Genomic DNA, 23,541 nt, shown 5'->3' with positions numbered 1-23,541 from the left:
ACGCTCAAAAATGAACCAGCAAACGTTGACAAATTATCGATAAAGTGGTGACGATATGTCCGTCAAGATGGGGGCAGGAAGATGGCCACAAAAGAGAAGCGCGAGCCGGGCGAGCTGGAAAGGCTCGAAACGACTCTGCCCAAGCACCTTCAGCCCATTCCGTCGATCGGCCCGATCGTGTCTTCAGCGCATCTGGCCGAAGGCGCGTCCCCCGGCCTCTCCGAGGTCGAATACGGCTTGATCCTGGCGAGCCATGCTTTTTCCCGCTGGATGGTGCGCTGCATGTCGGCGGCCGGACTGCCCAACCTGTCGTCCATGGAAGTGCTGATCCTGCATTCCATCCGTCACCGCGGCCGCGAAAAGAAGCTCGCCGACATCTGCCTCGTGCTCGACATCGAAGACACCCACGTCGTCACCTATGCCATTCGCAAGCTCGAGGCGGCTGGTCTTTTGACCTCCGGCAAGGCGGCGAAGGAAAAGACGGTGCGGATTACCGAAAAGGGCGCGGAGGCCTGCGCGCGCTATGCCCAGATCCGCGAACGGCTTCTGGTCGACTCGACCGCGAACGCCCGTCCGTCGGAAGAAACATTATCTGAAATCGCAGCCGTCCTTCGCTTCATGTCGGGCGCGTTCAATCAGGCGGCGCGTGCCGCAACGACATTGTAAGGAACTGCGCTTGGACGAGGCCACCACCACCCCGCTCATCTCCGTCGAGGATCTTTCCGTTGCGTTCGGCGCCGCGCGTGTTGTCGAGAACCTGGACTTCTCGGTCGCGCCGGGAAGAACCCTGGCGATCGTCGGTGAATCCGGTTCGGGCAAGTCCGTCACCTCGCTTTCGATGATGCGGCTCGCCGACATCATGGGCGCGAGATTTCCGAGCGGACGCATCACGTTCAACGGCGGGAAGGGTAGCATCGACCTGCTGAAGGCGTCGCAAAAGGAGATGCGTTCCATCCGCGGCAAGGAGATCGCGATGATCTTCCAGGAGCCGATGACCTCGCTCAATCCCGTGTTCACCATCGGCGACCAGATCAGCGAAGTGCTTATCCTGCACGAAAAGATGAGCAAGAGCGCGGCACTCGCAGAGGCAAAGCGCCTGCTCGACATGGTACGTCTGCCCGACTCCAGCGAATTGCTCGGCCGTTATCCGCACCAGCTTTCCGGCGGCATGCGTCAGCGCGTGATGATCGCCATGGCACTCGCCTGCCGTCCCAAACTGCTGATCGCCGATGAGCCCACGACCGCGCTTGACGTGACCATCCAGGCCCAGATCCTCAACATCATGCGCGATCTGCAAAAAGAGCTCGGCATGGCGATGATCTTCATCACCCATGACATGGGCGTGGTCGCCGAGATGGCCGACGATGTCGTGGTCATGTGGAAAGGCAAGAAGGTCGAGCAGGGGCCGGTGCGCGAGATCTTCGCCAATCCACAGCACCCTTATACGCGCATGCTGCTTGGATCGGTGCCGAAGCTTGGCAGCCTGGAAGGCCAGGACTTCCCCAAACGCATGCCGCTGACCATTCTCGAAGACGGCCAGCCCAAGCTGGTCGGCACCGAGCGTATCCAGGACACGCCTAGATATGATGCCCCGGCGCTTTTGTCGGTTCGCGATCTCGTCGTCCGCTTCAATGTCAAGAAAGGCATTTTCGGCGGCGTGACGCATCGTGTGCACGCGGTCGAGGAGGTCAGTTTCGATATTCATCCGGGCGAGACGCTGGCGCTGGTTGGCGAATCCGGCTCCGGCAAATCCACCATCGGACGCGCCATCCAGCAGCTACAGACGGCGACCTCCGGCCAGATCACCTTCGGTGGCAAATCATTGGCACAGATGAATGCCGTCGAGCGCCATCGCCTGCTCCAGGAAGTCCAATATATCTTCCAGGACCCCTTTGCCTCGCTTGATCCGCGCAAGACGGTCGGCTTCTCCATCGCGGAGCCAATTCGCACGCATGGATTGATTTCCGGCGGCGCTGAGATCCGCAAGCGCGTCGATGGACTGCTCGAGCGTGTCGGCCTGACATCGGCGCATGCCGAACGTTACCCGCATGAATTTTCCGGTGGCCAGCGCCAGCGCATCTGCATCGCGCGGGCTCTCGCTTCCGACCCGAAGCTGATCATCGCCGACGAAGCGCTGTCTGCCCTCGATGTCTCCATCCAGGCGCAGATCATCAACCTGTTCATGGAACTGCAGGCCGAACGTGGCCTTGCTTATCTGTTCATCAGCCACGACATGGCCGTCGTCGAAAAAATGAGCCACCGTGTAGCCGTCCTGTATCTGGGCCAGATCATGGAACTCGGCAGCCGCCGCCAGATTTTCGAAACGCCCACCCATCCATACACGCGCAAGCTCCTGTCAGCCGTCCCCGTCGCGGATCCGACGCGCAAGCGCGGCACGGCCATGATGGAAGGCGACATCCCCAGCCCGGTCAGGGCAGTCGGCAACGAGCCGGCGATCCTGCTCCGCGAGGAGGTCAGCCCCGGACACTTCGTCGCCAGAAGCGCCTGAGACAAACAAAAATCAACATCTGAAGAGGAGTAGATGCCAATGAAAACAACAACAGGAATTCAAGCGGCTTACATGGCGCTCGCCATGGCAGGAACGGCTTTCATCGCTTCGCCTGCATTGGCTGAAGGCAAGCTCACGGTTTCTTCGCCGCAGGATCCGGGCAGCTGGGACCCGATCGATACCTTCTTGGTGCAGTGGGCGGCCGTCGCCACCAATATTTTCGACGGCCTGACCTATCGCGGTCCCGATCTGAAGCTCGTTCCGGGGCTGGCTGAATCCTGGGAGGAACTCGACGAGGGCAAGCGTATCCGCTTTCATCTCCGCAAGGGCGTGAGCTTCCACAATGGCGAGCCGTTCAACGCCGAAGCCGTAAAATTCACCTTCGAACGCCTGCTTGGCGAGCAGGGTGCGAAAGGTCCCCAGCGCTCGAACTACGTTGCAATCGACAGCATCGAGATCATCGATGAAAACACCGTCGACATGAAGCTGAAGGCACCGGATCCGGTCCTGCTGACCAAGCTTGCAGGCTACGGTGCGATGATCGTTCCGCCGAAATACATCGCTGAAAAGGGCGAGGATTTCTTCAACGCCAATCCGGTCGGCACCGGCGCGTTCAAGTTCGTTTCCTATGCGCCGAAGGTCAACATCCAGCTTGCGGCCAATCCCGACTACTGGGGCGGCGCGCCGAAGCTTTCGGAACTCGACTTCCGCTTCATTGCCGAGCCTTCGACCGCCGTTGCCGAGCTTCAGGCCGGCCGCGTCGACCTCGTCCTGCCGCCGACCATTCCGATCGGCATGATCGACGTCATCAAGAACGACCCCAAGCTCGCGCTTGTTTCGGTGCCCGGACCCACCGTCGATGCTCTGCGCTTCAACACCAAGAGCGGCATCACGGCCGATCCCAAGGTGCGCAAGGCGTTGATCATGGCCGTGGATCGCGCGACCATCATCAAGTCGATCCTCGCGGGCGAAGCATCGGAAATCGCCAGTTTCCAGGGCGCGCTTTCGTTTGGCTACGACCCCGAAATGAAGCCGCTGCCTTACGATCCTGAAGGCGCAAAGGCGCTGCTGGCCGAAGCAGGCGTGAAGCCAGGCGCAACCGTCCAGATCGATATTCGCGGCAATGACGCGACGATGAACGAGGTGGCGCAGGTCATTGCCAGCTATCTCCAGATGGTCGGCATCACCGCAACCATCAAGCCTTACGAAACCAACGTTCTGCTGAACGACATCATCCCACAGGGCAAGACCGGTGCGATGTTCCAGCAGAAGTGGGGCGGCTGGACCTTCGATTACGATAACACCGCCTATTCGATGTACCACTCTGGCGAAAAGTGGAACCCCTACGACAGCGACCCTGAAATGGACAAGCTGCTCGAATCGCAGCGTCCGCTGACCGACCGCACTGAGCGCGAGCGCATCCTCAAGGAAGTCGCGAAATATGCCGCCGATCGCGCTCTCGAGCTTCCGCTCTACAACTCGAATGCCATCTACGGCATCAACAAGCGCGTGCAGGGCTTTGTTCCCGCACCCGATACCCGGCTGAAGCTCAACGAAGTCTCGGTCAACTAATCTGCGTCAGGGATGCCGCCTTTTCGGGCGGCATCCCTCTCGTTCTTATTCAACGATCACACACCTGGTCTTGTCCGAACAGCGTTGCGCGCTTCTCCGACAAGTTCAGCACTAGGGAAAAACACTTGGCCGGCTTCCTCATCAAGCGACTGTTGCAGGCGATCTTTGTCGTCATCGCCATTACCCTCCTGGTGTCTTTCGCCATTCGCCTGACCGGCGACCCGGCCGTCACGATGTTCCAGGGCGGGGGCAGCATGACCGAAGACGACCTGGCTCGTATTCGTCAGGCGCTCGGCGTCGACAAGCCTTTCATCGTGCAATATCTCGACTTCATGAAGGGGCTGCTGACTCTGGATTTCGGCCGCAGCTTTATCGGCAACACGCCCGTGGCGGGACTGATCGGAGCCGCCCTTCCGCCGACACTGCTTCTGGCATTCATCTCGATGGTGGTGTCCATCGCGCTGTCCATCCCACTCGGCATCAAGGCGGCAACCGCGCGCGGCAAGTCGGCTGACCAGATCATCCGCATCCTGTCGTTGGTCGGCCTGTCGTTTCCAAATTTCTGGCTTGCGACCATGCTGGTTCTGCTTTTCGCCATCACGCTCGGCTGGCTGCCGCCCAGCGGCATGGACAACGCCTTAGCCTACATCATGCCCGCCGTGACGATGGGTGTCATCCTGACTGCAACAAACGTGCGGCTCGTGCGCACGTCAATGCTTGAGACGCTGCAATCGCAATACATCATGGTGGCGCGCGCCAAGGGCTTGAGCGAAAGCAAGGTTCTCTACAAGCACGCGCTTCGCAATTGTGCCATTCCGCTCATCACCTATTTCGGCTTGCAGTTCGGTGGACTGCTTGGCGGCATCGTTGTGGTGGAGCGCGTGTTCAACTGGCCCGGCATGGGCACTTTGGCCTTCGATGCCGTGGGCGCGCGCGACTATCCCGTGCTTCAGGCCGTGATCACCGTCCTGTCGCTGATGATCGTTGGCGTCAATCTTCTGGTCGATATCGCCTACGGGCTGGTCGATCCGCGCATCCGTACGGAGTAGACGACAATGGCCGCCAAGACATTCTCCCTGCGCCAGTCGCGCTTCATGAACCTGGAATTCATCCTCGGCGCTTTCCTCACCGTGACGATCTGTCTTGCGGTGGTCTTTTCCGACCTGCTGTTTCCCGGCGGTGGCGCCAAGATCGACCTTCTCGCCCGCCTGACGCCGCCCTTCGTCAACGCTGCCCATCCGCTCGGTACCGATCCGCTGGGACGCGATGTGTTGGCCCGCGTGGTTGCGGGCGGCAAGATATCGTTGCTCGTCGGCTTCACCTCGGTTGCAGGTGCCTTGGTCATCGGCGTGCTGATGGGCCTGATCGCCGGCTATTATCGCGGCTTTTGGGACATGATCGTCATGCGCTTTGCCGATATCCAGCTGGCGATGCCTTTCATTCTCCTGGCCATCACATTCATCGCCATCGTCGGCGGCAGCCTGACCAATACGATCATCCTGCTGATCGTGTCGCAATGGGTGCAGTATGCCCGCCTCGTGCGCGGCTCGGTGCTGACATTGCGCGAGCGGGAGTTCATCCTGTCGGCGCGCGCCATTGGCGTGCGCGACTGGCGCATCATCTTCCAGCATCTGTTGCCGAACCTGATCGGACCGGTGATCGTGCTGATGACGCTGAACGTCGCCTCCAACATCCTGCTCGAGTCGAGCCTAACCTTCCTTGGCCTTGGCGTCGATCCGACGATCCCGAGCTGGGGTGGCATGCTGGCCGACGGGCGCACCTATCTGCAGCTGGCCTGGTGGGTCAGCGTCTTCCCCGGCCTTGCCATTTTGCTGACGGTGCTCGGCCTCAACCTCCTTGGCGACTGGCTCCGCGACAGCCTTGATCCAACTGGCAGAACCACACGATGACCTCGATTTTCGAAAAGACCTACGGGCGCACGCTGGACGCGCTCGTCGCAACCGCCGCAGGTGAGGGCGCGACGCTGCAGGCATGGACCTTCGACGACCGTGCAAGCCGTAGGGCGGCCGAGCAGAAGCTGGCACAAAAAGGTGTCACAGCCCGCATCCGCTCCGCCTATAAACCGCTGCTGCACTTCTTTCTCGAAGAGCTCGACCTGTCTGGCGTGACCGAAATCGCGGTCACCTATCCCGTCCATGAGCGCGCGCCCAAAAACCGCTTCATCCTCGAAACCTATCCGCTCGCCGCCCTTGCCGGAGACGCCAGGATATCCTTCGCCGCTCGCTCCGATGACCTGTTCCACTACGGCGTGACGCTGACGCTGGCCGACGGCAGCACGGCAAGCCATACAGTTTTCGCACCCAACCGGGTGCATGCCGATTTTGTCGGCGAAACCATCGTCTCGCCGACCGGTTGGATCATTACCGACGCCGGCTCTGGCGAACGCCTCGAAACGGATTACGAAGAGCTGTTTGCCGATACGGTTGCAGCCGTCCAGTCGCATGACTGGGGAACGGCCGAGCCCTATTTCGACGAATTGAACATTCGCGCGACACTTCCCTCAGCCGACGAGCCACTGGCCTATGGGGACGAAGTGCTCAGCCTGCGCGAGGCGCTGCATGAGGATTTCTACTTCTCGCTGCTTGAGGTCTTCCAGAAGAAGTCCGGCCGTCCGCTCGGCGACCGTGGTCTGCGCCCCGGCCAGATCGTTCCTGAGATCGTGCAGGGCGAGGCGCTCTCCGTCGTGGTCAGCGTGCTGCCTCTGTCATCGCATATCGCCGACGGTCCTGTCGTTGCTCTCGACACGATGCGCGAGCCACCGTTCTTTTCGCAGGTGACCGCCGAGCTCGACGCCATCGGCGGCCAGCCTTTCGAAGCGCTGAGCCGCGCGGGCCGGCCTGTGCTGGGCCGCTATGTCAAGGGAACGGATGCGCCGGTCATCATCAGCGGTGGCCAGCACGCCAATGAAAACACCGGCATCGTTGGGGCCATGCGCGCCGCGAAGGTTCTGGCGCGGCGGCAAAACGCGCATTTCAGCGTTTCTCCGATGGAAAACCCAGACGGCTATGCGCTGCATCAAAGGTTGCGCGCCGACAATCCGCGCCACATGCATCACGCCGCACGCTACACTGCGATGGGCGACGACCTCGAATACCGCACGCCGGAAAACACAGGCGGTGTGCTGCACGAAAAAGCCATTCGTGTCGAGGCACAGCGCCTGACCGGTGCGCAGCTGCACGTCAACCTGCACGGCTATCCGAGCCATGAATGGACACGGCCTCTGTCGGGCTATGTGCCACGCAACTTCGCCATGTGGACGCTGCCGAAAGGCTTCTTCCTCGTCATGCGCCATCACGCAGGATGGGAGGCGCGCGCCGAACGCATGCTGGATCACGTCACCGCACATCTGGGCAAGATCCCCGGCCTTCTCGCCTACAATGACGCCCAGATCGCGCTTTACGAGGTCCATGCTGGCGAAACCGGCTTCCGCATCATCAACGGTTTCCCTTGCCTGTGCTCGGTCGACGAGCGCCACACCACGCCGCTGACGCTGGTGACGGAGTATCCCGACGAGACCATTTATGGCGACAATTTCATTGCCGGGCATACGGCCCAGATGGAAACCGTGCTTTCGGCCTATGAGGCCATGCAGGAGATTTCGGCTATCGGCTGACCAGGCGAAAGCATCTGACGTGCCACTGGACCTGCACAGGATTTCTGATGGCTAAACGTATCAGGTGCCGCAGGTACAGATTGCCCTGATCTACCCCGCACTGGCCAAAGCAAAGTGGCTTTCTCCAGCCCTTACGACTTCGCGGCCGTCCATCGCGGCGGCACGACGCACGGCGTCGGCCTCCTTTGGATCGAGCCGTGACGAGGCATCGGCGAACCGGCGCTCCGGATCGGGCACAGCCGACAGCAGCAGCTTGGTGTAAGGATGCTGCGGGTTGTCGATCACCGCGCCGCAATCGCCCCATTCGACAATCTGGCCGCTGTACATGACCGCGATGTCCTCGGCCACGTAGCGCGCGGTCGCGATGTCGTGCGTGATGTAGAGGATGCCCAGATTGCGGGTGGTCTTCATCTCGTTGAGCAGGTTGAGGACACCGAGGCGGACCGAGACGTCGAGCATCGATGTCGGCTCGTCGGCAACCAGCACCTGCGGCTGTGCCGCAAGCGCGCGCGCGATGTTCACGCGCTGGCGCTGTCCGCCTGACAGCTCGTGCGGATATTTCGGCGCGACGAGTGCAGGGTCGAGCTTCACCGTCTCCAGCTGATTTTGGACCTCGGCATCGAGATCACGGGCCGCGACGTCCGGGCGATGCAGCCTGAGCGTGCGCTTGAGATGGTAGGCGATGGTGTGCACGGGATTGAGCGAGCCGAACGGATCCTGGAAGATCATCTGGACCGCTCGCCGGTAGTCCGAGAGGTCGCGCCCGTGGCGGCCTGCCGTCGGCTCTTCCTTGAACAGCACCCGTCCGGCACTGGGCAGATATTCCAGCATCGCCATGCGCGCGCAGGTCGTCTTGCCGCTGCCCGACTCGCCTACGATCGCCAGCGCCCGGCCGCTGTGCAGGGAGAAGTTGATGGATCGCGCGGCATGAACGGCATAGGTCCCGCCGCCGAAGGATTTGCTGACATTGTCAAAACGCAGAAGCGGTTCGCTCATCCCAGCAAGCCTCCCTTGAGCGATGGGAACGAGGCCCAGAGTTTTTTGGTGTAGTCGTGCTGGGGCCTGCGGAATATCTCGTCCGACGGACCCTGCTCGACCAGCTTGCCCGACAGCATGACGCCGATGCGGTCGCAGAACTGCACCATGAGCCCAAGGTCATGGGTGATGAACAGGACCGAGAAACCCATCTGGCGCCGCAACTCGTCGATGCGCTGCAGGATCTCGCGCTGAACCACCACGTCGAGCGCTGTCGTCGGCTCGTCCATGATCACCAGCTTCGGATTGAGCGCCATGCAGATGGCGATGACGATGCGCTGGCGCATGCCGCCGGAGAACTGGTGCGGATAGTCGCGCATGCGCTCCGGCTTGATGTCCACCAGCGTCAGCATCTCGGCGGTGCGCTCACGGGCTTGCTTGCGCGAGCAGCGATTGTGGGTCGCCAGCACGTCATGGAACTGGTCTTCGATGCGCAGCACCGGGTTGAGTGAGTTCATCGCGCTTTGGAAAACCATCGCCACCTCGCTCCAGCGGAACGCCCTGAGCGACTTGTCGTCGAGGCCGAGCACGTCGCGGCCGGCGAGCCGGATCTCGCTGCCCTTGCGGATGAGCGCGGGCGGCGTGTGCAGGCGGCTGACGGCGAAGGCGACGGTGCTTTTGCCGCAGCCGGATTCGCCCGCGAGGCCAAACACTTCGCCGGGGGCAACGTCGAACGACACCTGGTCGACGGCGCGAAAGTCCTTCTCCGCGCCGATATAGTCGATCGTGAGGTTCTTCACGGAGAGCAATGCGTCGCTCAAAGCCGTCCCTCCCCTGCTTTGACCAGGCTTGCCCAGCGACCAAGATTGCTGCCCGTCCGCAACCGCGGATTGGCGATCTCGTCGACCGCGAAGTTCAGCAGCGACAGTCCGATGCCCAGAAGCGCCAGCGCGATACAGGGGGCAAGAATATCCCACCAGGCACCGACGGAAAGCGCGGAGGCCTTCTGCGCATTGTAGAGCATGGTTCCCCACGAGATGACGTTCGGGTCGCCGAGCCCAAGGAATTCCAGCGTCGCCTCGGTGATGACAGCGAAGATCACGCTGCCGATGAAGTTGATGCCGACGATGGAAAGCACGTTCGGGAAAATCTCGAACGCCATGATGCGCCATTGCGGTTCGCCCATCATCTCGGCAGCCTTCACGAAGTCGCGCTGCTTGACCGAAAGTGTCTCAGCCCGTGTTACACGCGCGCCCCAGGCCCAGGAGGTGACGCCGAGGATGAAGGCGATCACCAGCGGCCCGGCCTGGCCGACGAAGGATGCAATGACGAGCAGCAGCGGCAGGTTCGGGACCACCAGCACCATGTTGGTGAAGAAGCTGATGACCTCGTCAGTCTTGCCGCCGCGATAGCCGGCGATGATGCCGAGCGTGGTGCCGACCACAGTGATCAGCAGGCCGGCGGCGAAGCCGACAGCCAGGGAGGTGCGGGCACCGTAGATGAGCCGGGCCCAGACGTCCTGGCCGAGACGCGTCGTGCCGAGGATATGGTCAGCGGACGGCGGCTGGTGCGGACGGCCGGTGCGGGCGGCGGGGCCGTATTCCGTCAAAAGCGGTGCAAAGATGGCGATCAGGACGATGATCAGCACGATAGCCAGGCCGATCAGCGCCTTGCGGTTGCGCCTGAGACCGATGCGCAATTGGCCCATGTCAGCCACTCCCCTTCAGACGCGGATCAAGCAGGACATAGGTGACGTCGACCACGAAATTGGCGACGAGCATGGCTGCGGTCATGACGAGAAGCTGGCCCTGGATCACGGGATAATCGCGGGCGAGGATCGCCTGGTAGAGCGTATTGCCCAGCCCCGGATAGTTGAAGACGACTTCGGTCACCAGCGAGCCGCCGAGAACGGTGCCAAGGGCGATGGCGAGGCTGGAAACGGCCGGCAGCAGCGCGTTGCGCGCGGCGTACCAGATCATCACGCGCCGGTCGGACAGGCCCTTGGCCCGCGCCATGACGACGTAGTCCTGCCCGAGCAGGTTGATCATGTTGTTGCGCATGGTGACGGTAAAGCCCCCGGTCAGCACGACGCAAAGCGTGATCATCGGCAGCAGCGCGTGGTAAAGGACGCTGCCGAAGAACTGCAGGCTGAACGAGGGATCCAGTGCCGGGTCGTGCGCATAGCCGGTGGGAAACCAGCCGAAGATGAAGCCGAAGAAATAGAGTGCGACCAGCGAGGTGACGACGGCGGGGATCGATGTCGCGAAGATCGAGCAGACGGAAATGACGACATCGAGCCTGGTGCCGCGGCGCCAGGCCGCCAGCATGCCAAGGAAGCTGCCGAGCGTGAAGCTGATGATCGTGGCGGTGCCGACGAGGCCGACTGTCCAGATCAGCGCCCGGCCGAGAAGCTCCGTCACCGGCAGCGGGAAATATTTGACCGACACGCCGAGATCACCGGTGAAGATGCTGGCGAGGTAGGTCAGGTACTGTTGCCACAGGGGACCATCGACGAAGCCGAAGGTGAGTTTCAGCGCCTGCAGGCTCTCCGGCGGCAATTCTGTCGCCGCGCTTGAAAACATCAAGGCCACCGGATCGCCTGGCATCATGCGCGGCAGGAAGAAATTGATCGTCGCCGCCGCAATGAAGGCGGCGAGGTAGAACAATGTCCGGCGGAGAAGAAATGGCATTTGGCTCTGATTGGCGGGGCCGTTTCCGGCCGCCGCCAACTCCCTGTCAAGACGTCAGTTTACCGGTCGCAGAGCCAGCAGGTTCAGCAGACGCGCGCGGTTGTTGTTGGTGATCGCCGGATTGGCAAAGGCATTGTCCTTCGTCGACCAGCCGGTGAACCGCGTGGTGTTGTACTGGTACCAGTTCGGATTGTTGAACACCGGCGCCATCGGCAGATTTTCAGCGACGATGCGTTGCGCCTTGTTCATGGCCTCCTTCTGCTTCTCCAGGTCGGCGGTCTGGGTGAACTCCGTCACCAGCTTTTCGACCTCGGGATTGAACCAGCGCTGCGCGGTGAAGCGGGTCTTGCTCTCGTCGGCCGCGGTGAAGGCGCGCTTGTAAGGATAGTAAGGCGAGGCTGCCGCCGGCAGGCTGTTGATCGCGGCGTCGAACTTGCCTGCGATCAGGTTCTGGGTCCAGACAGCTTCTTCCGGCGTCTCGATCTTGGCGTCGATGCCAATGGCCTTCATGTTGTCGACGGCGATGTTGACCGCATCGATCCAGTCGGTCCAGCTTGCCGGCACGATGATCGAAAAAGCGATCTTGGTGCCATCGGGATTGTCGCGCATGCCGTCGCCATCCTTGTCGGCGTAGCCGGCCTCGTCGAGCAGCGCCTTGGCGCCGGCCTCGTCATAGGTCGCATACTTGCCGAAGTCGGCCTTGACCGAAGCATCCGCCCAGCTCTTGTAGAGCTCGCCCATCAGGCCCGGATCCTCGTTCAGCGTCGGATAGCCATAGCCGGCAATGTCGACCATGGACTGGCGGTCCAGCGCCATCGACACGGCGCGGCGGAACTTGAGGTCCGCGAAGGCCTTCTTGTTGTTCTCGTTGGCCGTCTCCTGGTTGAAGATGAAGGCGACCATGCTGCTTGGCGAGTACCAGTAGTGGAAATGCTCCGGGTTCTTGGCGACGTAGACCTTGTCGATGTCGGGAATGAAGGAAACACCCCAGTCCAGCGTTCCGCTCACGGTGGCGGTCAGGATCTGGTTGTTGTCGGCCAGCTGCGGGAAGCGCATGCAATCGACCTTGAGGGTCGCGGCGTCCCAATAATGCGGGTTGCGGCACTGGTCGTAGGTCTGGCCGGTGAAGCGCGGCACTTCGGTCATCGGGCCGCTGCCGACGGGCTTCTCGTTGGCGTAGGTGACGGGATCGGCAATGTCCTTCCAGGCATGCTGCGGCACGATCGGAATCTGCACCAGCGTCTCGGCGGCGAGCGAGCTCGGATCGTTCAGCGTAAAGCGGACGGTCTGCGCATCGACGGCTTCGACGCTGCCGATCTGGGACCAGATGCTGACGAAATCCAGTGCCGGGAACTTCTTGATGAGATCGTAGGTGAACTTCACGTCTTTTGCTGTCAGCGGCTGGCCGTCCGACCACTTCAGGCCCGGGCGCAGCTTGAACTCGATGCTCTTGAGATCGTCGGCCAGCTTGAAGCTCTCAGCCAGGCGATAGACCGGCTTGTTGCTGTCGAAGCGGTTGAAGACGACCATCGGCTCGTAGATGAAATCAAGCGTGCTCTGGCGCGCTGAAGCCTGGTTGAACGGGTTGAAGTTGCGGACCCAGGTCGTCGCCGGTTCGACGTTGACGGTCAGGATGTTTTCCGCGGCTGCGGGCGCGATACCGAGCAGGAGGGCCGAGATGGCTGTAAGCGTATGCAATTTCACGTCAGTTCCCCTTTCAAGTCTTGTTTGTAATTAGTGATCAGATGCCGTCTTGGGACGGCGAAGCATGCCTTCGTAGACACCCTTGTCGGGTGCCGGGATCGGAATGGCGCCGACGGCATTGGCGTAGAAATCGACGGGACCCGCATCGCCAATGATGGCGTAGGCGTAGCCGTCGGCCTTCAGCGCATCGAGTGCTGCGGCAAGCAACGCAACGCCTACGCCCCGGCCACGCGTGTCGGCACCGACGCCGGTCGGCCCGAAAAAGCCGCGTGCGACGATATCGTAGCAGCCAAAACCCAAAAGCTTGCCGTTTTCGACGGCGACGATGCAGGCGACGGGTCGTCGCGAGAACGCCACCGTGACTTCGCTGGCCCAGTTGTCGCTGAAATGCTCGCGCACCCAATCGACGACCAGAGCCATTTCCGGCGCGAGCGCAGGACGGATCGAAACGCCCGGCACCTGACGGCGCGAATGCAGTTCCTCGAACTTTGCCGAGTGGAGGCTGACGAGCAGGTCAGGCACCTGGTTCTCTCCTATTCCCAGTGTCCGTAGAGATTGGGCATCAGGCTCGCGCTGGCCGCGAACCGGTCCCATGACTTGTGCTGCCACGGCGTCCATGCCGTCTCGGCGATCGCCGACAGCCTGGGGAAGACCAGGCGGTCGAACACGGCGCGGTCGGTCATGGACTCGCTCCAGATGCAACCCTGTATGCCCTTGAAGTGCCGCAGCTGTTCGGCGGTCCAGCCCTCGATGGGGTCGAAATCGTAGGTGTCGCGCGGCGACGGCGAGCCGGCCCAACCAGCACCTGGCTCGTTCCAGTCGGCCGACTGGGCCATGTCGAGATAGTAGGCCTGCCCCGGGGCGACGACCATGTCATAGCCTTCGCCCGCCAGGCGGCCGCTGATCTGCACGTCGCGCCAGCCGACAAGATATGACGCGTCCTTGTCGAGCGCACCGCCATGGGCGGCTTCCTGCCAGCCGCCGGTCACGCAGCCGAGCGACTTGATCAGCTCATGCACCTCGCGCACGAACTCGGCCTGAAGGATCGAGGTCGTCGCACCTTCGATGTCGTCGGCGCCGTCATGGTTGGTTAGCGTGTTGCTCAAGCCGGCATGCGAGCGCGCGGCATTGTCTCCGGCAAGCTTGCGCAGCATGTCGAGCGCCATCGGCGAGCCCGACCAGGCCCCCAGCGGCACTTCGTCAGCGCCGATATGCAGCACCTTGGAGGGGAACAGTTCCGCCAGTTCACGGAAGACTTCCAGGATGAAGGCGACCGCCTGCGGCTGCGCAGGGTTGATGCAATTGTTGGGCACGCCCTGCACCGAGGCGTATTCGCCGGCCTCATCAGGATCGCGCAGTTCGGGCAACGCTTCAAGCAACGCGTAGCTGTGGCCGGGGATGTCGATCTCCGGGATCACCTCGATGCCGTAGGTGCCGGCGAGAGCAACAACGTCGCGCACCTCGGCCTGGGTGTAGTACCCCCCTGTCGGCAGCGGTCCCGACCCCAGCATCGGCGGCACCGGCAGGCCGTGGCCGCGCCATGCGGCGCGCTCGCACAGCTGCGGATAGGCCATGATTTCGATGCGCCATGCTTCATCGTCGGTCAGGTGCCAGTGGAACCGGTTGAGCTTGTTCCACGCCATGATGGCAAGGAACTGTTTGACCTCGCCGTTCGCATAAAACTGGCGCACGACATCGAGATGGCAGCCGCGGAAGCCCATGCGCGGCGCATCCTCGATGCTGCCGGAAGCGGGAAAGATAAACGTCTGGCGATGGCGCTTGGCGCCACGCAGGATCTGGCCAAGCGTGATCAGGCCGTAGAGATAGCCCGCCGGGGCGGAGGCCGTGACGACGACCTCGCGCTCGCTGAAATCGATCCGATAGGCTTCGGCCTCATCAGAACCTTCGACCAGGCGCACCGCCCGCCCGCCCTGATGGGCCTCGCGTACAAACCCGTCGCCGGGGAACAGGCGTTGGGTCAACTCGATGAATGCCTGGCAGGCGGCACGCTGGGTTTCCGTTTCGGGCATCAAGGCAAGGCCATCGGGCGTCTGCCCCGATGCAATCGCCTCGACGCTGCTCGGCCATGGAATGATGGAGAGCGGGACCGGCGACGTTGCGGGCGCAGCCAACATTGCGCTGCCACGCCTGGGCGCATTCTCGACAACAGTCGACACGGTCTTCAAGGTGCCCGCAACTTCGATCGCCCCGTCTGATTTCACGATATAGGCACTGGTCGCGCCGTCGCTCCAATGACGCAGCGGATAAGACAGCTGATGGGCGGTGCATTCCCATGTCGCGCCCGCCGCGAGCACGAAGCCAACGGGTGGTGCGACTTCGCTGTGGTTGGAGAAACGACGGATAAGGCGTCCGTTTTCAATCGCGGCATTCGCCTCGAGCCGCGCCGGCCCGCTGAAACACAGGATAAAATCGCCAAGTGGTTCCCGGCCAAGGTTCTTCAGGCGGATCGTATAGACGGGTGCCCGGCCATCGCTTGCCGGCGTCCAGACCGTTTCGAAGAGCAGGGAATGGGCTTGTTGGGTAAGCGCAGTCATCTCGGTGTCGTCCTCAAGTGATCGTTTGCCTAGACGTCAGTTGGTCAGGAGTTCTCGTGATTTGCCTTGGGCCTCCGTGCCCTCAAGGCCCAGCGGATCGGCGACGCGTGGCCAGATATCAAGGCTCGCCTTGCGGTAGGGCGTCGTTGCCGGGTCGGTCGGATAGGAGGTGGGCGCGGCGACATAGACGACCTCGGATGCGATCGGCTGGAAGCCGGCGTGGAAATGATTGGTCGATTTGACCAGCAGGAACGCCTTGCCGGCGACATCGATGCCCTGGTTGGAAAAGATGTCGGGCTCATAGGTCTGCGTGCGGCTGGTGATCAACAGGATATCGATCGTCGTACCGACAGGCCGCACCACGGCGGCATTGCCGAGCGTCACCTTGCTGTTGCGGAAGCTCTGCCAACCCGCTTCGGCAACGCTCATCACCTTCACCGTCAGGTCAAGAGGATCGCCGCCATGCGGGCCGGACTTGCCGCCAATGCGCAGGTCGAGCACCGCTCCTTCACCCGCCGCGTGGCAGAAAGAAACGGCGATCGGGTCCCAGATGGTCGCGACGGCGACATCCTCCAGCCCGCGCGCCATGATCTGGCGCAGTATATAGGTCGCGTCCCCGGCGACACCGCCGCCGGGATTGTCCCAGACATCTGCGATGACGACGGGCTGGTCCGGATGGCTGGTGCGCAGTTCGATAGCGCGATCGAGCCCGGCCTCGGTGTCGAGCATCGGCATGGACGTTAGCTTGCGCAGACCGTAGAGCTCGTGACCGAGCGTGCGCGCCAGGGCATCGCCCTTGGCCCTGTCATTGTCGGTCACGACGACGATGCGCGTTCCCATGTCGGGCACATCGCCGGCCATGAAGCCATGAATGACCGAGATCGACAACACGCCGTCCTTGCCCTCCAGTGCCATCAACCGGTCGACAAAGGAGCGCATCGGCTCGCGGCTTGTCGGATAGATGGTGATCATGCGGCAGTCGAAGGTCGAGATCGCCGGCCTGATTTCGCCGCGCAGCGTCCGCAGCGCCAGCTCGACGACATGCTCGCCGCGCTGCTCGAAATCGGTATGCGGAAATTCGAGGAAGGCCGCCATCAGGTCGAGATTTGCGACGCGCAGCGCTGTCAAATGGCTGTGCGGATCGAACTCGGCTGCGACAAGCACATCGGGCCCGACGAGGGCGCGAACCCGCAAGAGAAAATCGCCCTCGGGGTCATCATAGCCCTGGGCGACCATGGCGCCATGCAGGCCGAGGACGACGCCGTCGACGGGAATGGCGGCCTTGAGCTCACCCAGGATCCGGTCGCGCAGCATCTCATAGGTCTGCCGCTGGATCAGCCCGGCCGGCTCGGCCCAGCAAGACGTTCCTTCGATGACGACAAAACCTTCGTCGCGGCCCCTGCGGCGCAGAATCGGCACCACCGAAGAACACAGTGTCGGCGTGTCGGGATGCGCGCCGGGCTCGGCATAAAACGCAGCCTTGAACGCATTGATGTCGGTCGGAACCGGAGAAAACGTGTTGGTTTCCGTTGCCAACGAGGCCGTGAAGATACGCATTGAACCGACGATGCTTTCGATGAGAAGATCCGACTTTCACGACCCTGCCGAGAGGTCGGTGCTTGCAGGCACATTTCCTGAGGATTGGACACACTCCCCCGTCGCATCGCATCGCCTGTCGCGGGCGCGCCCGATAGCGGCCACGACATCGCAAATGCCAACTGCGCTCACGAGAGCCCGATTTTGATATTCCTCCCTTGCACCGCCAGGCGATGTAATTAATTTTCTTAGTAAGGCGAAAAACCGCGCTTTCGTCAACGGCATTCTAGCCATTTTGCCCGAATTATGTAATTCACTTACGTAAATGAAGAACATGCCGTCGCGTCATCCAGCCAGCGAGCGGACTTGCGCACCAACTGAGCTACATAGCCATATCGAATTTTATGATTTGATTTCAATAGCTTGAATGCGGCGGCTGACAATGAGCACGTTGCAAAGCGATATCGGGTGGCGTTGATGCGCAAGCACGCTGTGGTATGGAAACATGATTGAGAGAAATTCTTTTTCACGACCGAGTCGTGCGGCGGCAGCGCCGACGCGTTCGAACGGGGGAGCTTTGATGGACATCTTTCACGCCCTTTCGGACGAGGACGGCAAGCTTTCGGGCCTTGAGAGGAAGCTTGCCCGCATCGTGCTGGAGGATGTCGACTTCGTCGTCAATTCGTCGATCAGCGACCTGGCCGCGCGGGCCGAGGTCTCGCCGCCGACGGTGACCCGCTTCTGCCGCCGTCTGGGTTGCCAGGGTTATTCGGATTTCAAGGTGCAACTGGCGAAGATGCCCTATGTCGGGCTGCGCTACCTGATGCCCGAGGCCCAGACAGCCACTGCGGAGGAGGTCGCCGAAGACATTATCGCCAAGGCGCAGAACGCCCTGTTCCAGTTGCATCGCCAGCTCGATATGCAAGCCCTCGACAAGGCGGCCAGGCTCCTGCGCGGTGCCGAGTTCATCTACGCCTTTGGCGCCAGCGGCAATTCGTCGATGATCGTCAACGAACTGCACAACAGGCTGTTCCGCCTGGGATGCCGCATCAATTCTTCCAATGACCACAATCTGAACATCATGCTCGCTGCCGCGGCCCAGCCGGGCACCGTCGTGTTCGGCTCATCCTTCAGCGGGCGCGACCCCGGCCTGGTTCAGAGCCTCGAGCTCCTGCGCAAACGTGCCGTTCCGACCATCGTCATCACCCAAAGCAATTCGCCCGTCGCCGCGGCAGCCGATGTGGTGATCACCATCGACCTGCCGGAGGGGAAAAACATCTTCCGGCCGACCTCGACACGATACGCCTACGTGGCCGCGATCGACATCCTGGCCAACCTGGTTGCCTATGCCGACCGCAACAAGGCCGCCAAGACGCTGCGCGGCATAAAGGAAGAACTCGTGCGCCGCCGCGACGGCGATGACCGGCAGGTCCTGGGCGATTGACGCTGGCCTGGCGGTCCGGTTCAGGGGCGCGCCGGCAGGGTCAAGTCAGGGGAACCGCCAACGCCCGCGACAGCGATTGGAGCGTCGTCGAAGATGGCGACATGGCGGCCGTCGTGGCAGCAAAGCATGCGCTTGCCGTGCCGACAGATGGCGAAGCCGCGGGTATCCTCGAGTTCGCCGACCATCTCCAGATCGTGATCTCGCCGCAAACCTTGAGGGCCACCCGTCGAGACATCGAACACGCGGCGCGAGTGCCGATACCGATTGTCACTCTAGCCATTGATTTCTCAGTGGTTGGCACCCTACGGTGCGAGTGAACACCTAGTGGCTTGCGATTGATCGACGTTATCAGCCCGCTTGCGGTAATCGGCAACGTCAATCCGCAAATCTGACAAACTTGTCGAGGTCCTATTGCCCGCATCCCAGCTGATTGCACCGCTGACCTTCGACACCAGCCGATTGCCGGGCGAGCATCAATTCGAAGCGTGGCGAGCATATCAGTCATCGGTCATCGACGTTTCGTCGAACGTGTCGGCGAGGGACGGTTTCAGCTTCAGGCAAGACGTATGGGATCTTGGACCGCTGGCGTTTACGTCCGCGCGGATGCCTGGGCCGCTAGTGCCGCGAACGTGGCGGCATCTGCGCAAGGATCCGCTCGACCATTGGTGCCTGGTGCTGCCCGAGAGCCATGCTGCGCGGATCGCCGGCAATCAATCGAAGCAGCTTTATATCCGCTCGCTGGCGCGGCCCTATGAAGGGAACGCGGCCGACAGCAGCGTATCCACCATGTTCATACCGCGCGACCTTTTGCGTCCCATTTCGGGCGTGCTGGACAGCCATGGCGGAACCCTGCCGTCGGCAGGGCTCGGCGGCCTTCTGTATGACTTCCTCATAGCTCTGGAGTGGCGCCTGCCGATGGTCGAGGCCAAGGATCTGCCGCAACTGATAGCGGGTATTCGCGCTCTTATCGTCGCCTGCATCGCACCGACCTCTGATCGACTTCGAGAGGCGAGTGAGCAGATAGCGACGACCGTACTTGAGCGCGTGCGCCAGACGGTTCACCGGAATCTTCGCGCGCCCAATCTTTGCCCGAACATGCTTTGCAGCCAGCTCGGCATCTCGCGCTCCAAGCTCTACCGCCTGTTTGAACCCATGGGTGGCGTGGGGCGCTATATCCTGAGGCAGCGGCTGATTGCAGCGCATGAAGCACTGTCGGACCCATCAGAGAAGCGGAGTGTCGCGGCGCTGGCTGAAGAGCTTTGCTTTCCGGATGCGGCCAGCTTCAGCCGGTCCTTTCGCAAAGAGATGGGATGCAGCCCGAGCGACGCCCGAACCGCGTCGCGCGGCGGCTACCCATCATTTTTCAGGCTGCCTTCCATATTTCAAGGGATGCAACTGGGCGATCTCGGCCAGGTCCTGTGTTACCTTCAGGTCTAGGCATTTGCTGCCGGCACGCAGGTCGAATGGCTTACATCGCCGCGACGTAGACCACGATGACGTAATAGAGCACGTAGAGCAAATAGGTCTGTCCGTTGCCGGTGTAGATTTTGCGCAGCAAACCCGCTGCTGCGGCCGCCATACGCGACACGCCGTTCCAAAAAACGTCCGCCAGCGGCACGACAATAGGGGTCAGGGCAGACTGGTAGAAGCGGTAGAACTGCGCAACGCCAAGCGGTGCGGCGCGACTGGCTCCAGTCCGGTAGAGCAGCCAGACTAGGACGAACAGCAGGCAAGCGGCGGAAGTCGACGCCACCATGACCGGGACCGGGTTCCAATAGCCATAGATGGTCTGGAGCGACATGCCTTCCCAGACTAGCGTCGAGGCGAAATAGGGATCGATCGCCTGCGAAACCGGCTCCATGAAGAGTTTCGGGACGAACGACAGGGCAAGGATTGCCAAGACCAGCACGAATTGCGGCAAGAGCAGCTGGAGCGAGACTTCCTTGACTGTGGCATGCTCTGGCTTGGCGGGGCCGAAGAAGACGGCATGGGCCAGGCGGAACATGTAGAGAAAGCCAACGAATGTGGCGAACACACCGGTCGCCGCGAGCCCATACCAGCCCTTGTCGACCATGGCGCTGAGCAGCAGCCATTTGCCGCCGAAGCCGGCCAGCGGCGGCAGGCCGGACATCGAAATGAGCGCTATGACAACGGCTGCGAAGGTGAGCGGCATTTTCCGCGCGAGCCCGCCATTGGCTTCAAGCATTCTGGTGCCGGTTCGCAGGATGATGCCGGCGACTGCAAGAAATAGGATGCCCTTGACCATCAAATGGTTCGCAACAAGGTAGAGTGCTGTCACCCAGCCGAGGTGGCTCATCAGCGCGATCGCGGTGATGATGTAGCCAAGCTGGCTCATGCTGGAATAGGCGAGCAGGCGCTTCATGTCGTTTTGCTGCAGGGCCATTACCGCCCCAGCTACGGTGGTCAAAAGGCCGATCCAGCCCATGACATGGGCAAGCTCCAGACCGGTCTCAGAACGGATGGCGAGGTAGGTCACGATGAACAGGCCGAAGATCGCCACCTTGCTGACGACCGACGACAGCATCGCTGAAAGATCGTCGTCGGCCTCGGCATAGGCACCGGGCAGCCAGACATGTGCGCCAAGGGCTCCGGCCTTGATCAGGAAGCCGAGCGCCAGGAAGATGAATGCCGCCTCCGCGACGGGACCCGAAGCGCTGCCGAAGGTAGCAAGTGCCGTGGTGCCGTTGGCTGCGGTGGCAAGCGCGAAACCGGCAAGAAGCGAAAAGGCCGAAATGAGCGAAAACAACAAGAAGGGCAGGGCATGGGGATGCGCGTTTCGTCCCTGAGCGATCAGGAAATAGGACGACAGCGTGATCAGCTCCCAGCTGAAGAAGAATTCCAGGCTCGTTGACGATCTCAGCAAGGCGGCGATCGACAGCAGTGTAACCGCCATGAGCGGGAAATAGCCCGGCCGGGCGTCGGAGCGATAGAGAGCGGCCGAGGCGACGACGAACCCGCCCATCAGCAGAAGCACCGCAAAAAGCTGGTTGAGGCCGGTGAGGTCACCGATCATCCAATTGCCGACGAACAGCACCGCTAGAAGCATCAACGTGCATTTCACCCGGCCCGGGAGCCAGTCGAGCGCATAGAGTAGGCCGCCGACGCATAACGGCGCAAACAGCCACAACGATGCAGCACCCGCAATGCTTGCGGCGCAATAGCCGCTCGTCGCGAGAATGGCGGCCGAGATTATGGCGGGCATCAGCGCGCGGAGGGCAGGGCGCACCGGCGACTGGTTGGGCACGGCGCGTGTCGCTTGCTTGAACCAGCTGAACATGTAGGCCGCCTCGAGCAGCGACCCCGCCAGTATGACGACGATCCAGCCATATTGCAGCCCCTTGGAGAGCTGCATCACCAGTTCCCATTTGGCCCAGAAGCCGGGGAAGGGCGGCAGGCCCGCGATGGCGACCAGAAGCAGGGCCATGACGAGCAGGACGAGCGGACGTCCCGCGATTGCGGACCAGCCGGATACCTCGCTGCGCCCGACCGCGCCCGCGAGCCAGAACAGGCCCGCCTTGGCGAAAAGGTGGTTGACGAACAGCCCACCGACAACGAGCGGCAGCGAGGCTTCTGCGCCAACCTTGTGCAGCAGTGCGAGCGCCAGCATCAGCAGCCCCATCTGCGCGATGGACGAGTAGCCCAGCATTCGCTGGACGTTGGTCTGCTTCAATCCGATGAGGTTGGAAAACAGGAAGCTGATGCCCCCTGAAATCGCGATGATGCCGAGCTGGTTTTCGAACAGCGGCAACAGCTTGAGCAGGGCGAAGAAGACGCCGGCCGAAACACCGCCAGATATCAGGGCGGCGATGCCGCTGTGCGCGGTCTCGTAGACGTCGAGCCCCCAGCCGTTTGCCGGGAAGGGCTTGAGCTCGATGATCAGGCAGGACAGGACCAGCAGCAGTGCTGTGACGCCGATCGGCCCGGCGATGAGGTCGCGCCGCGCGATCATCTCGTCGATGTTGAGCGTTCCGGTGACGTGATAAAGCAGCACCGAACCGAGAAGAAAGAAGGTCGAGGCGAGCACCGTCGCCATGATGTATTTGAAACTCGCCGCAAGCGCGGCTGGACCCCGGTCGAGTCCGAGCATCCCGTAGGTGGCGATGGAGACGATCTCCAGAAACACGAACAGATTGAACAGATCGCGGGTCATCACCATGCCGTTGATGCCCATGATCAGGATCAGATAGAGCAGCAGCGCTGCATAGCTGTCGCGCAGCCGTGACCACAGGTGCCAGGCGCCCAACAGCGCCGCAACATTGACGCTGAAGGTGAAGACGCCTTCCCATAATCCGAAGCGCAGATTGATCGAGAATGGTGGTGTGCTGCCGGCAGTTAGCACCTCGATCGTTGGGTGACCGTTGTGAAGCGCCCACAGGTTGGCGCCGGAGATCGAGGCGATGCCGACAAGGGCGACCAAGAAGGCTATGGCCGGCAAAGGCTTGGCGATTTTGTAGAGCAGGGGGATGAGGAAGCCTCCGCCGAGGCCGAGCAGGAAAATGTTCAGCGGCTGCAGAAGGGCCTCTACCATTTCGACTCCGTCAGCGCGTCGATGGAAAGGGTTTTCTTGGCGTCATAAACGCGGATCGCAAAGGCCAGCATGACCGCAGTCACTGAAAAGCCGATGACGATGGCGGTGACCACCAATGCTGCAGGTATGGGGTCGACGGCGCGTGAGGTCGCTTCTCCAATGCCGAGCGCCTTGTCGATGATCGGGGCGGTATGTCCGGTGACGTAGCCAGTCGCCACCATGACGATATGCAGCCCGGTGTCGATCAGGCTGAAGCCGATGATGATGCGCAGGATGTTGCGGTGCCTTAGCATGCCCCACATGCCGATCAGCACGAGCAAAAAACCTGTTGCCAAGAGAATGTGGGAAACCGGTAGGCTCATGGCGATCCTCA

The 23,541-nt window shown here is 61.8% G+C and carries 20 protein-coding genes; 9 read left to right on the top strand and 11 right to left on the bottom strand.

Translation table 11 applies throughout. The annotated features are described in order from the left end of the window. Positions 1-81 precede the first annotated feature (81 nt). The 6 genes from AC1RTB_RS14925 to AC1RTB_RS14900 all read left to right on the top strand — a co-directional run bounded on the left by AC1RTB_RS14925 (position 82) and on the right by AC1RTB_RS14900 (position 7,715). Positions 82-666: a winged helix DNA-binding protein gene (locus AC1RTB_RS14925; protein ID WP_492881210.1), complete on the top strand. Its 585-nt coding sequence runs from the start codon at positions 82-84 to the stop codon at positions 664-666. 10 nt (positions 667-676) lie between these two features. Continuing rightward, positions 677-2,509 (top strand): ABC transporter ATP-binding protein, encoded by a 1,833-nt coding sequence (locus AC1RTB_RS14920; protein WP_492881211.1) that lies wholly within the window; start codon positions 677-679, stop codon positions 2,507-2,509. Between the two features lie 39 nt (positions 2,510-2,548). Further along, the gene (locus AC1RTB_RS14915) at positions 2,549-4,081 is read left to right on the top strand and encodes an ABC transporter substrate-binding protein (protein WP_492881212.1); all 1,533 of its coding nucleotides are present in this window, start codon (positions 2,549-2,551) and stop codon (positions 4,079-4,081) included. 125 nt (positions 4,082-4,206) lie between these two features. Then, positions 4,207-5,130 carry an ABC transporter permease gene (locus AC1RTB_RS14910; RefSeq protein WP_492881213.1) on the top strand — a complete coding sequence of 308 codons (924 nt, stop codon included), beginning with the start codon at positions 4,207-4,209 and terminating at the stop codon, positions 5,128-5,130. 6 nt (positions 5,131-5,136) lie between these two features. Then, positions 5,137-5,991 carry an ABC transporter permease gene (locus AC1RTB_RS14905; RefSeq protein WP_492881214.1) on the top strand — a complete coding sequence of 285 codons (855 nt, stop codon included), beginning with the start codon at positions 5,137-5,139 and terminating at the stop codon, positions 5,989-5,991. Further along, positions 5,988-7,715 (top strand): M14 family metallopeptidase, encoded by a 1,728-nt coding sequence (locus AC1RTB_RS14900; protein WP_492881215.1) that lies wholly within the window; start codon positions 5,988-5,990, stop codon positions 7,713-7,715. Before AC1RTB_RS14905 ends, AC1RTB_RS14900 begins: the two co-directional genes overlap by 4 nt. A 90-nt stretch (positions 7,716-7,805) precedes the next feature. Here the strand turns inward: AC1RTB_RS14900 and AC1RTB_RS14895 are convergent, their stop codons facing one another. The 9 genes from AC1RTB_RS14895 to AC1RTB_RS14855 form a co-directional block, all read right to left on the bottom strand. Next, on the bottom strand, positions 7,806-8,711 hold the full coding sequence (locus AC1RTB_RS14895; protein ID WP_492881216.1) for an ABC transporter ATP-binding protein: 906 nt from the start codon (positions 8,709-8,711) through the stop codon (positions 7,806-7,808). Beyond that, the gene (locus AC1RTB_RS14890; RefSeq protein ID WP_492881217.1) at positions 8,708-9,511 is read right to left on the bottom strand and encodes an ABC transporter ATP-binding protein; all 804 of its coding nucleotides are present in this window, start codon (positions 9,509-9,511) and stop codon (positions 8,708-8,710) included. Before AC1RTB_RS14890 ends, AC1RTB_RS14895 begins: the two co-directional genes overlap by 4 nt. After that, positions 9,508-10,398: an ABC transporter permease gene (locus AC1RTB_RS14885; protein ID WP_492881218.1), complete on the bottom strand. Its 891-nt coding sequence runs from the start codon at positions 10,396-10,398 to the stop codon at positions 9,508-9,510. The genes AC1RTB_RS14890 and AC1RTB_RS14885 overlap by 4 nt, the downstream gene beginning before the upstream one ends. A gap of 1 nt (position 10,399) precedes the next feature. Then, positions 10,400-11,380 (bottom strand): ABC transporter permease, encoded by a 981-nt coding sequence (locus AC1RTB_RS14880; RefSeq protein WP_492881219.1) that lies wholly within the window; start codon positions 11,378-11,380, stop codon positions 10,400-10,402. 54 nt (positions 11,381-11,434) lie between these two features. Then, a complete protein-coding gene (locus AC1RTB_RS14875; protein ID WP_492881220.1) occupies positions 11,435-13,084 on the bottom strand; it encodes an ABC transporter substrate-binding protein in 1,650 nt (549 codons plus the stop codon). Between the two features lie 30 nt (positions 13,085-13,114). After that, positions 13,115-13,606, bottom strand: a complete 492-nt coding sequence (locus AC1RTB_RS14870; protein WP_492881221.1) for a GNAT family N-acetyltransferase — start codon at positions 13,604-13,606, stop codon at positions 13,115-13,117. Between the two features lie 11 nt (positions 13,607-13,617). Next, on the bottom strand, positions 13,618-15,639 hold the full coding sequence (locus AC1RTB_RS14865) for a beta-N-acetylhexosaminidase (protein WP_492881222.1): 2,022 nt from the start codon (positions 15,637-15,639) through the stop codon (positions 13,618-13,620). A gap of 36 nt (positions 15,640-15,675) precedes the next feature. After that, positions 15,676-17,196, bottom strand: coding sequence for a M81 family metallopeptidase (locus AC1RTB_RS14860; protein ID WP_492881223.1), 1,521 nt, complete (start codon positions 17,194-17,196; stop codon positions 15,676-15,678). A gap of 381 nt (positions 17,197-17,577) precedes the next feature. Further along, on the bottom strand, positions 17,578-17,763 hold the full coding sequence (locus AC1RTB_RS14855; RefSeq protein ID WP_492881224.1) for a hypothetical protein: 186 nt from the start codon (positions 17,761-17,763) through the stop codon (positions 17,578-17,580). Between AC1RTB_RS14855 and AC1RTB_RS14850 the strand changes: the two genes are divergently transcribed. From AC1RTB_RS14850 to AC1RTB_RS14840, 3 genes are all read left to right on the top strand, one after another. Continuing rightward, entirely contained in the window at positions 17,756-18,619 is an 864-nt protein-coding gene (locus tag AC1RTB_RS14850; protein WP_492881225.1) for a MurR/RpiR family transcriptional regulator, read from the top strand. The two genes, AC1RTB_RS14855 and AC1RTB_RS14850, sit on opposite strands and share 8 nt — an antisense overlap. After that, positions 18,616-18,936 carry a hypothetical protein gene (locus tag AC1RTB_RS14845; protein ID WP_492881226.1) on the top strand — a complete coding sequence of 107 codons (321 nt, stop codon included), beginning with the start codon at positions 18,616-18,618 and terminating at the stop codon, positions 18,934-18,936. Before AC1RTB_RS14850 ends, AC1RTB_RS14845 begins: the two co-directional genes overlap by 4 nt. A gap of 94 nt (positions 18,937-19,030) precedes the next feature. Continuing rightward, positions 19,031-20,056: a helix-turn-helix domain-containing protein gene (locus AC1RTB_RS14840; RefSeq protein WP_492881227.1), complete on the top strand. Its 1,026-nt coding sequence runs from the start codon at positions 19,031-19,033 to the stop codon at positions 20,054-20,056. A gap of 31 nt (positions 20,057-20,087) precedes the next feature. Here the strand turns inward: AC1RTB_RS14840 and AC1RTB_RS14835 are convergent, their stop codons facing one another. Together AC1RTB_RS14835 and AC1RTB_RS14830 are read right to left on the bottom strand one after the other, a co-directional pair. Continuing rightward, positions 20,088-23,168, bottom strand: coding sequence for a proton-conducting transporter transmembrane domain-containing protein (locus AC1RTB_RS14835; protein ID WP_492881228.1), 3,081 nt, complete (start codon positions 23,166-23,168; stop codon positions 20,088-20,090). Further along, on the bottom strand, positions 23,162-23,530 hold the full coding sequence (locus tag AC1RTB_RS14830; protein ID WP_476785637.1) for a sodium:proton antiporter: 369 nt from the start codon (positions 23,528-23,530) through the stop codon (positions 23,162-23,164). Before AC1RTB_RS14830 ends, AC1RTB_RS14835 begins: the two co-directional genes overlap by 7 nt. Positions 23,531-23,541: the final 11 nt, after the last annotated feature.

This window comes from Aminobacter sp. GW821-FHT11F06, from assembly GCF_058808215.1.
This window is presented reverse-complemented; position numbering and strand designations above follow the sequence as displayed.

Coding starts and splice junctions, on each gene's coding strand:
- AC1RTB_RS14925 (WP_492881210.1), top strand. CDS start 82: ATGGCCACAAAAGAGAAGCGCGAGCCGGGCGAGCTGGAAAGGCTCGAA.
- AC1RTB_RS14830 (WP_476785637.1), bottom strand. CDS start 23,530: ATGAGCCTACCGGTTTCCCACATTCTCTTGGCAACAGGTTTTTTGCTC.
- AC1RTB_RS14850 (WP_492881225.1), top strand. CDS start 17,756: ATGGACATCTTTCACGCCCTTTCGGACGAGGACGGCAAGCTTTCGGGC.
- AC1RTB_RS14905 (WP_492881214.1), top strand. CDS start 5,137: ATGGCCGCCAAGACATTCTCCCTGCGCCAGTCGCGCTTCATGAACCTG.
- AC1RTB_RS14895 (WP_492881216.1), bottom strand. CDS start 8,711: ATGAGCGAACCGCTTCTGCGTTTTGACAATGTCAGCAAATCCTTCGGC.
- AC1RTB_RS14900 (WP_492881215.1), top strand. CDS start 5,988: ATGACCTCGATTTTCGAAAAGACCTACGGGCGCACGCTGGACGCGCTC.
- AC1RTB_RS14915 (WP_492881212.1), top strand. CDS start 2,549: ATGAAAACAACAACAGGAATTCAAGCGGCTTACATGGCGCTCGCCATG.
- AC1RTB_RS14865 (WP_492881222.1), bottom strand. CDS start 15,639: ATGACTGCGCTTACCCAACAAGCCCATTCCCTGCTCTTCGAAACGGTC.
- AC1RTB_RS14860 (WP_492881223.1), bottom strand. CDS start 17,196: ATGCGTATCTTCACGGCCTCGTTGGCAACGGAAACCAACACGTTTTCT.
- AC1RTB_RS14835 (WP_492881228.1), bottom strand. CDS start 23,168: ATGGTAGAGGCCCTTCTGCAGCCGCTGAACATTTTCCTGCTCGGCCTC.
- AC1RTB_RS14855 (WP_492881224.1), bottom strand. CDS start 17,763: ATGTCCATCAAAGCTCCCCCGTTCGAACGCGTCGGCGCTGCCGCCGCA.
- AC1RTB_RS14885 (WP_492881218.1), bottom strand. CDS start 10,398: ATGGGCCAATTGCGCATCGGTCTCAGGCGCAACCGCAAGGCGCTGATC.
- AC1RTB_RS14880 (WP_492881219.1), bottom strand. CDS start 11,380: ATGCCATTTCTTCTCCGCCGGACATTGTTCTACCTCGCCGCCTTCATT.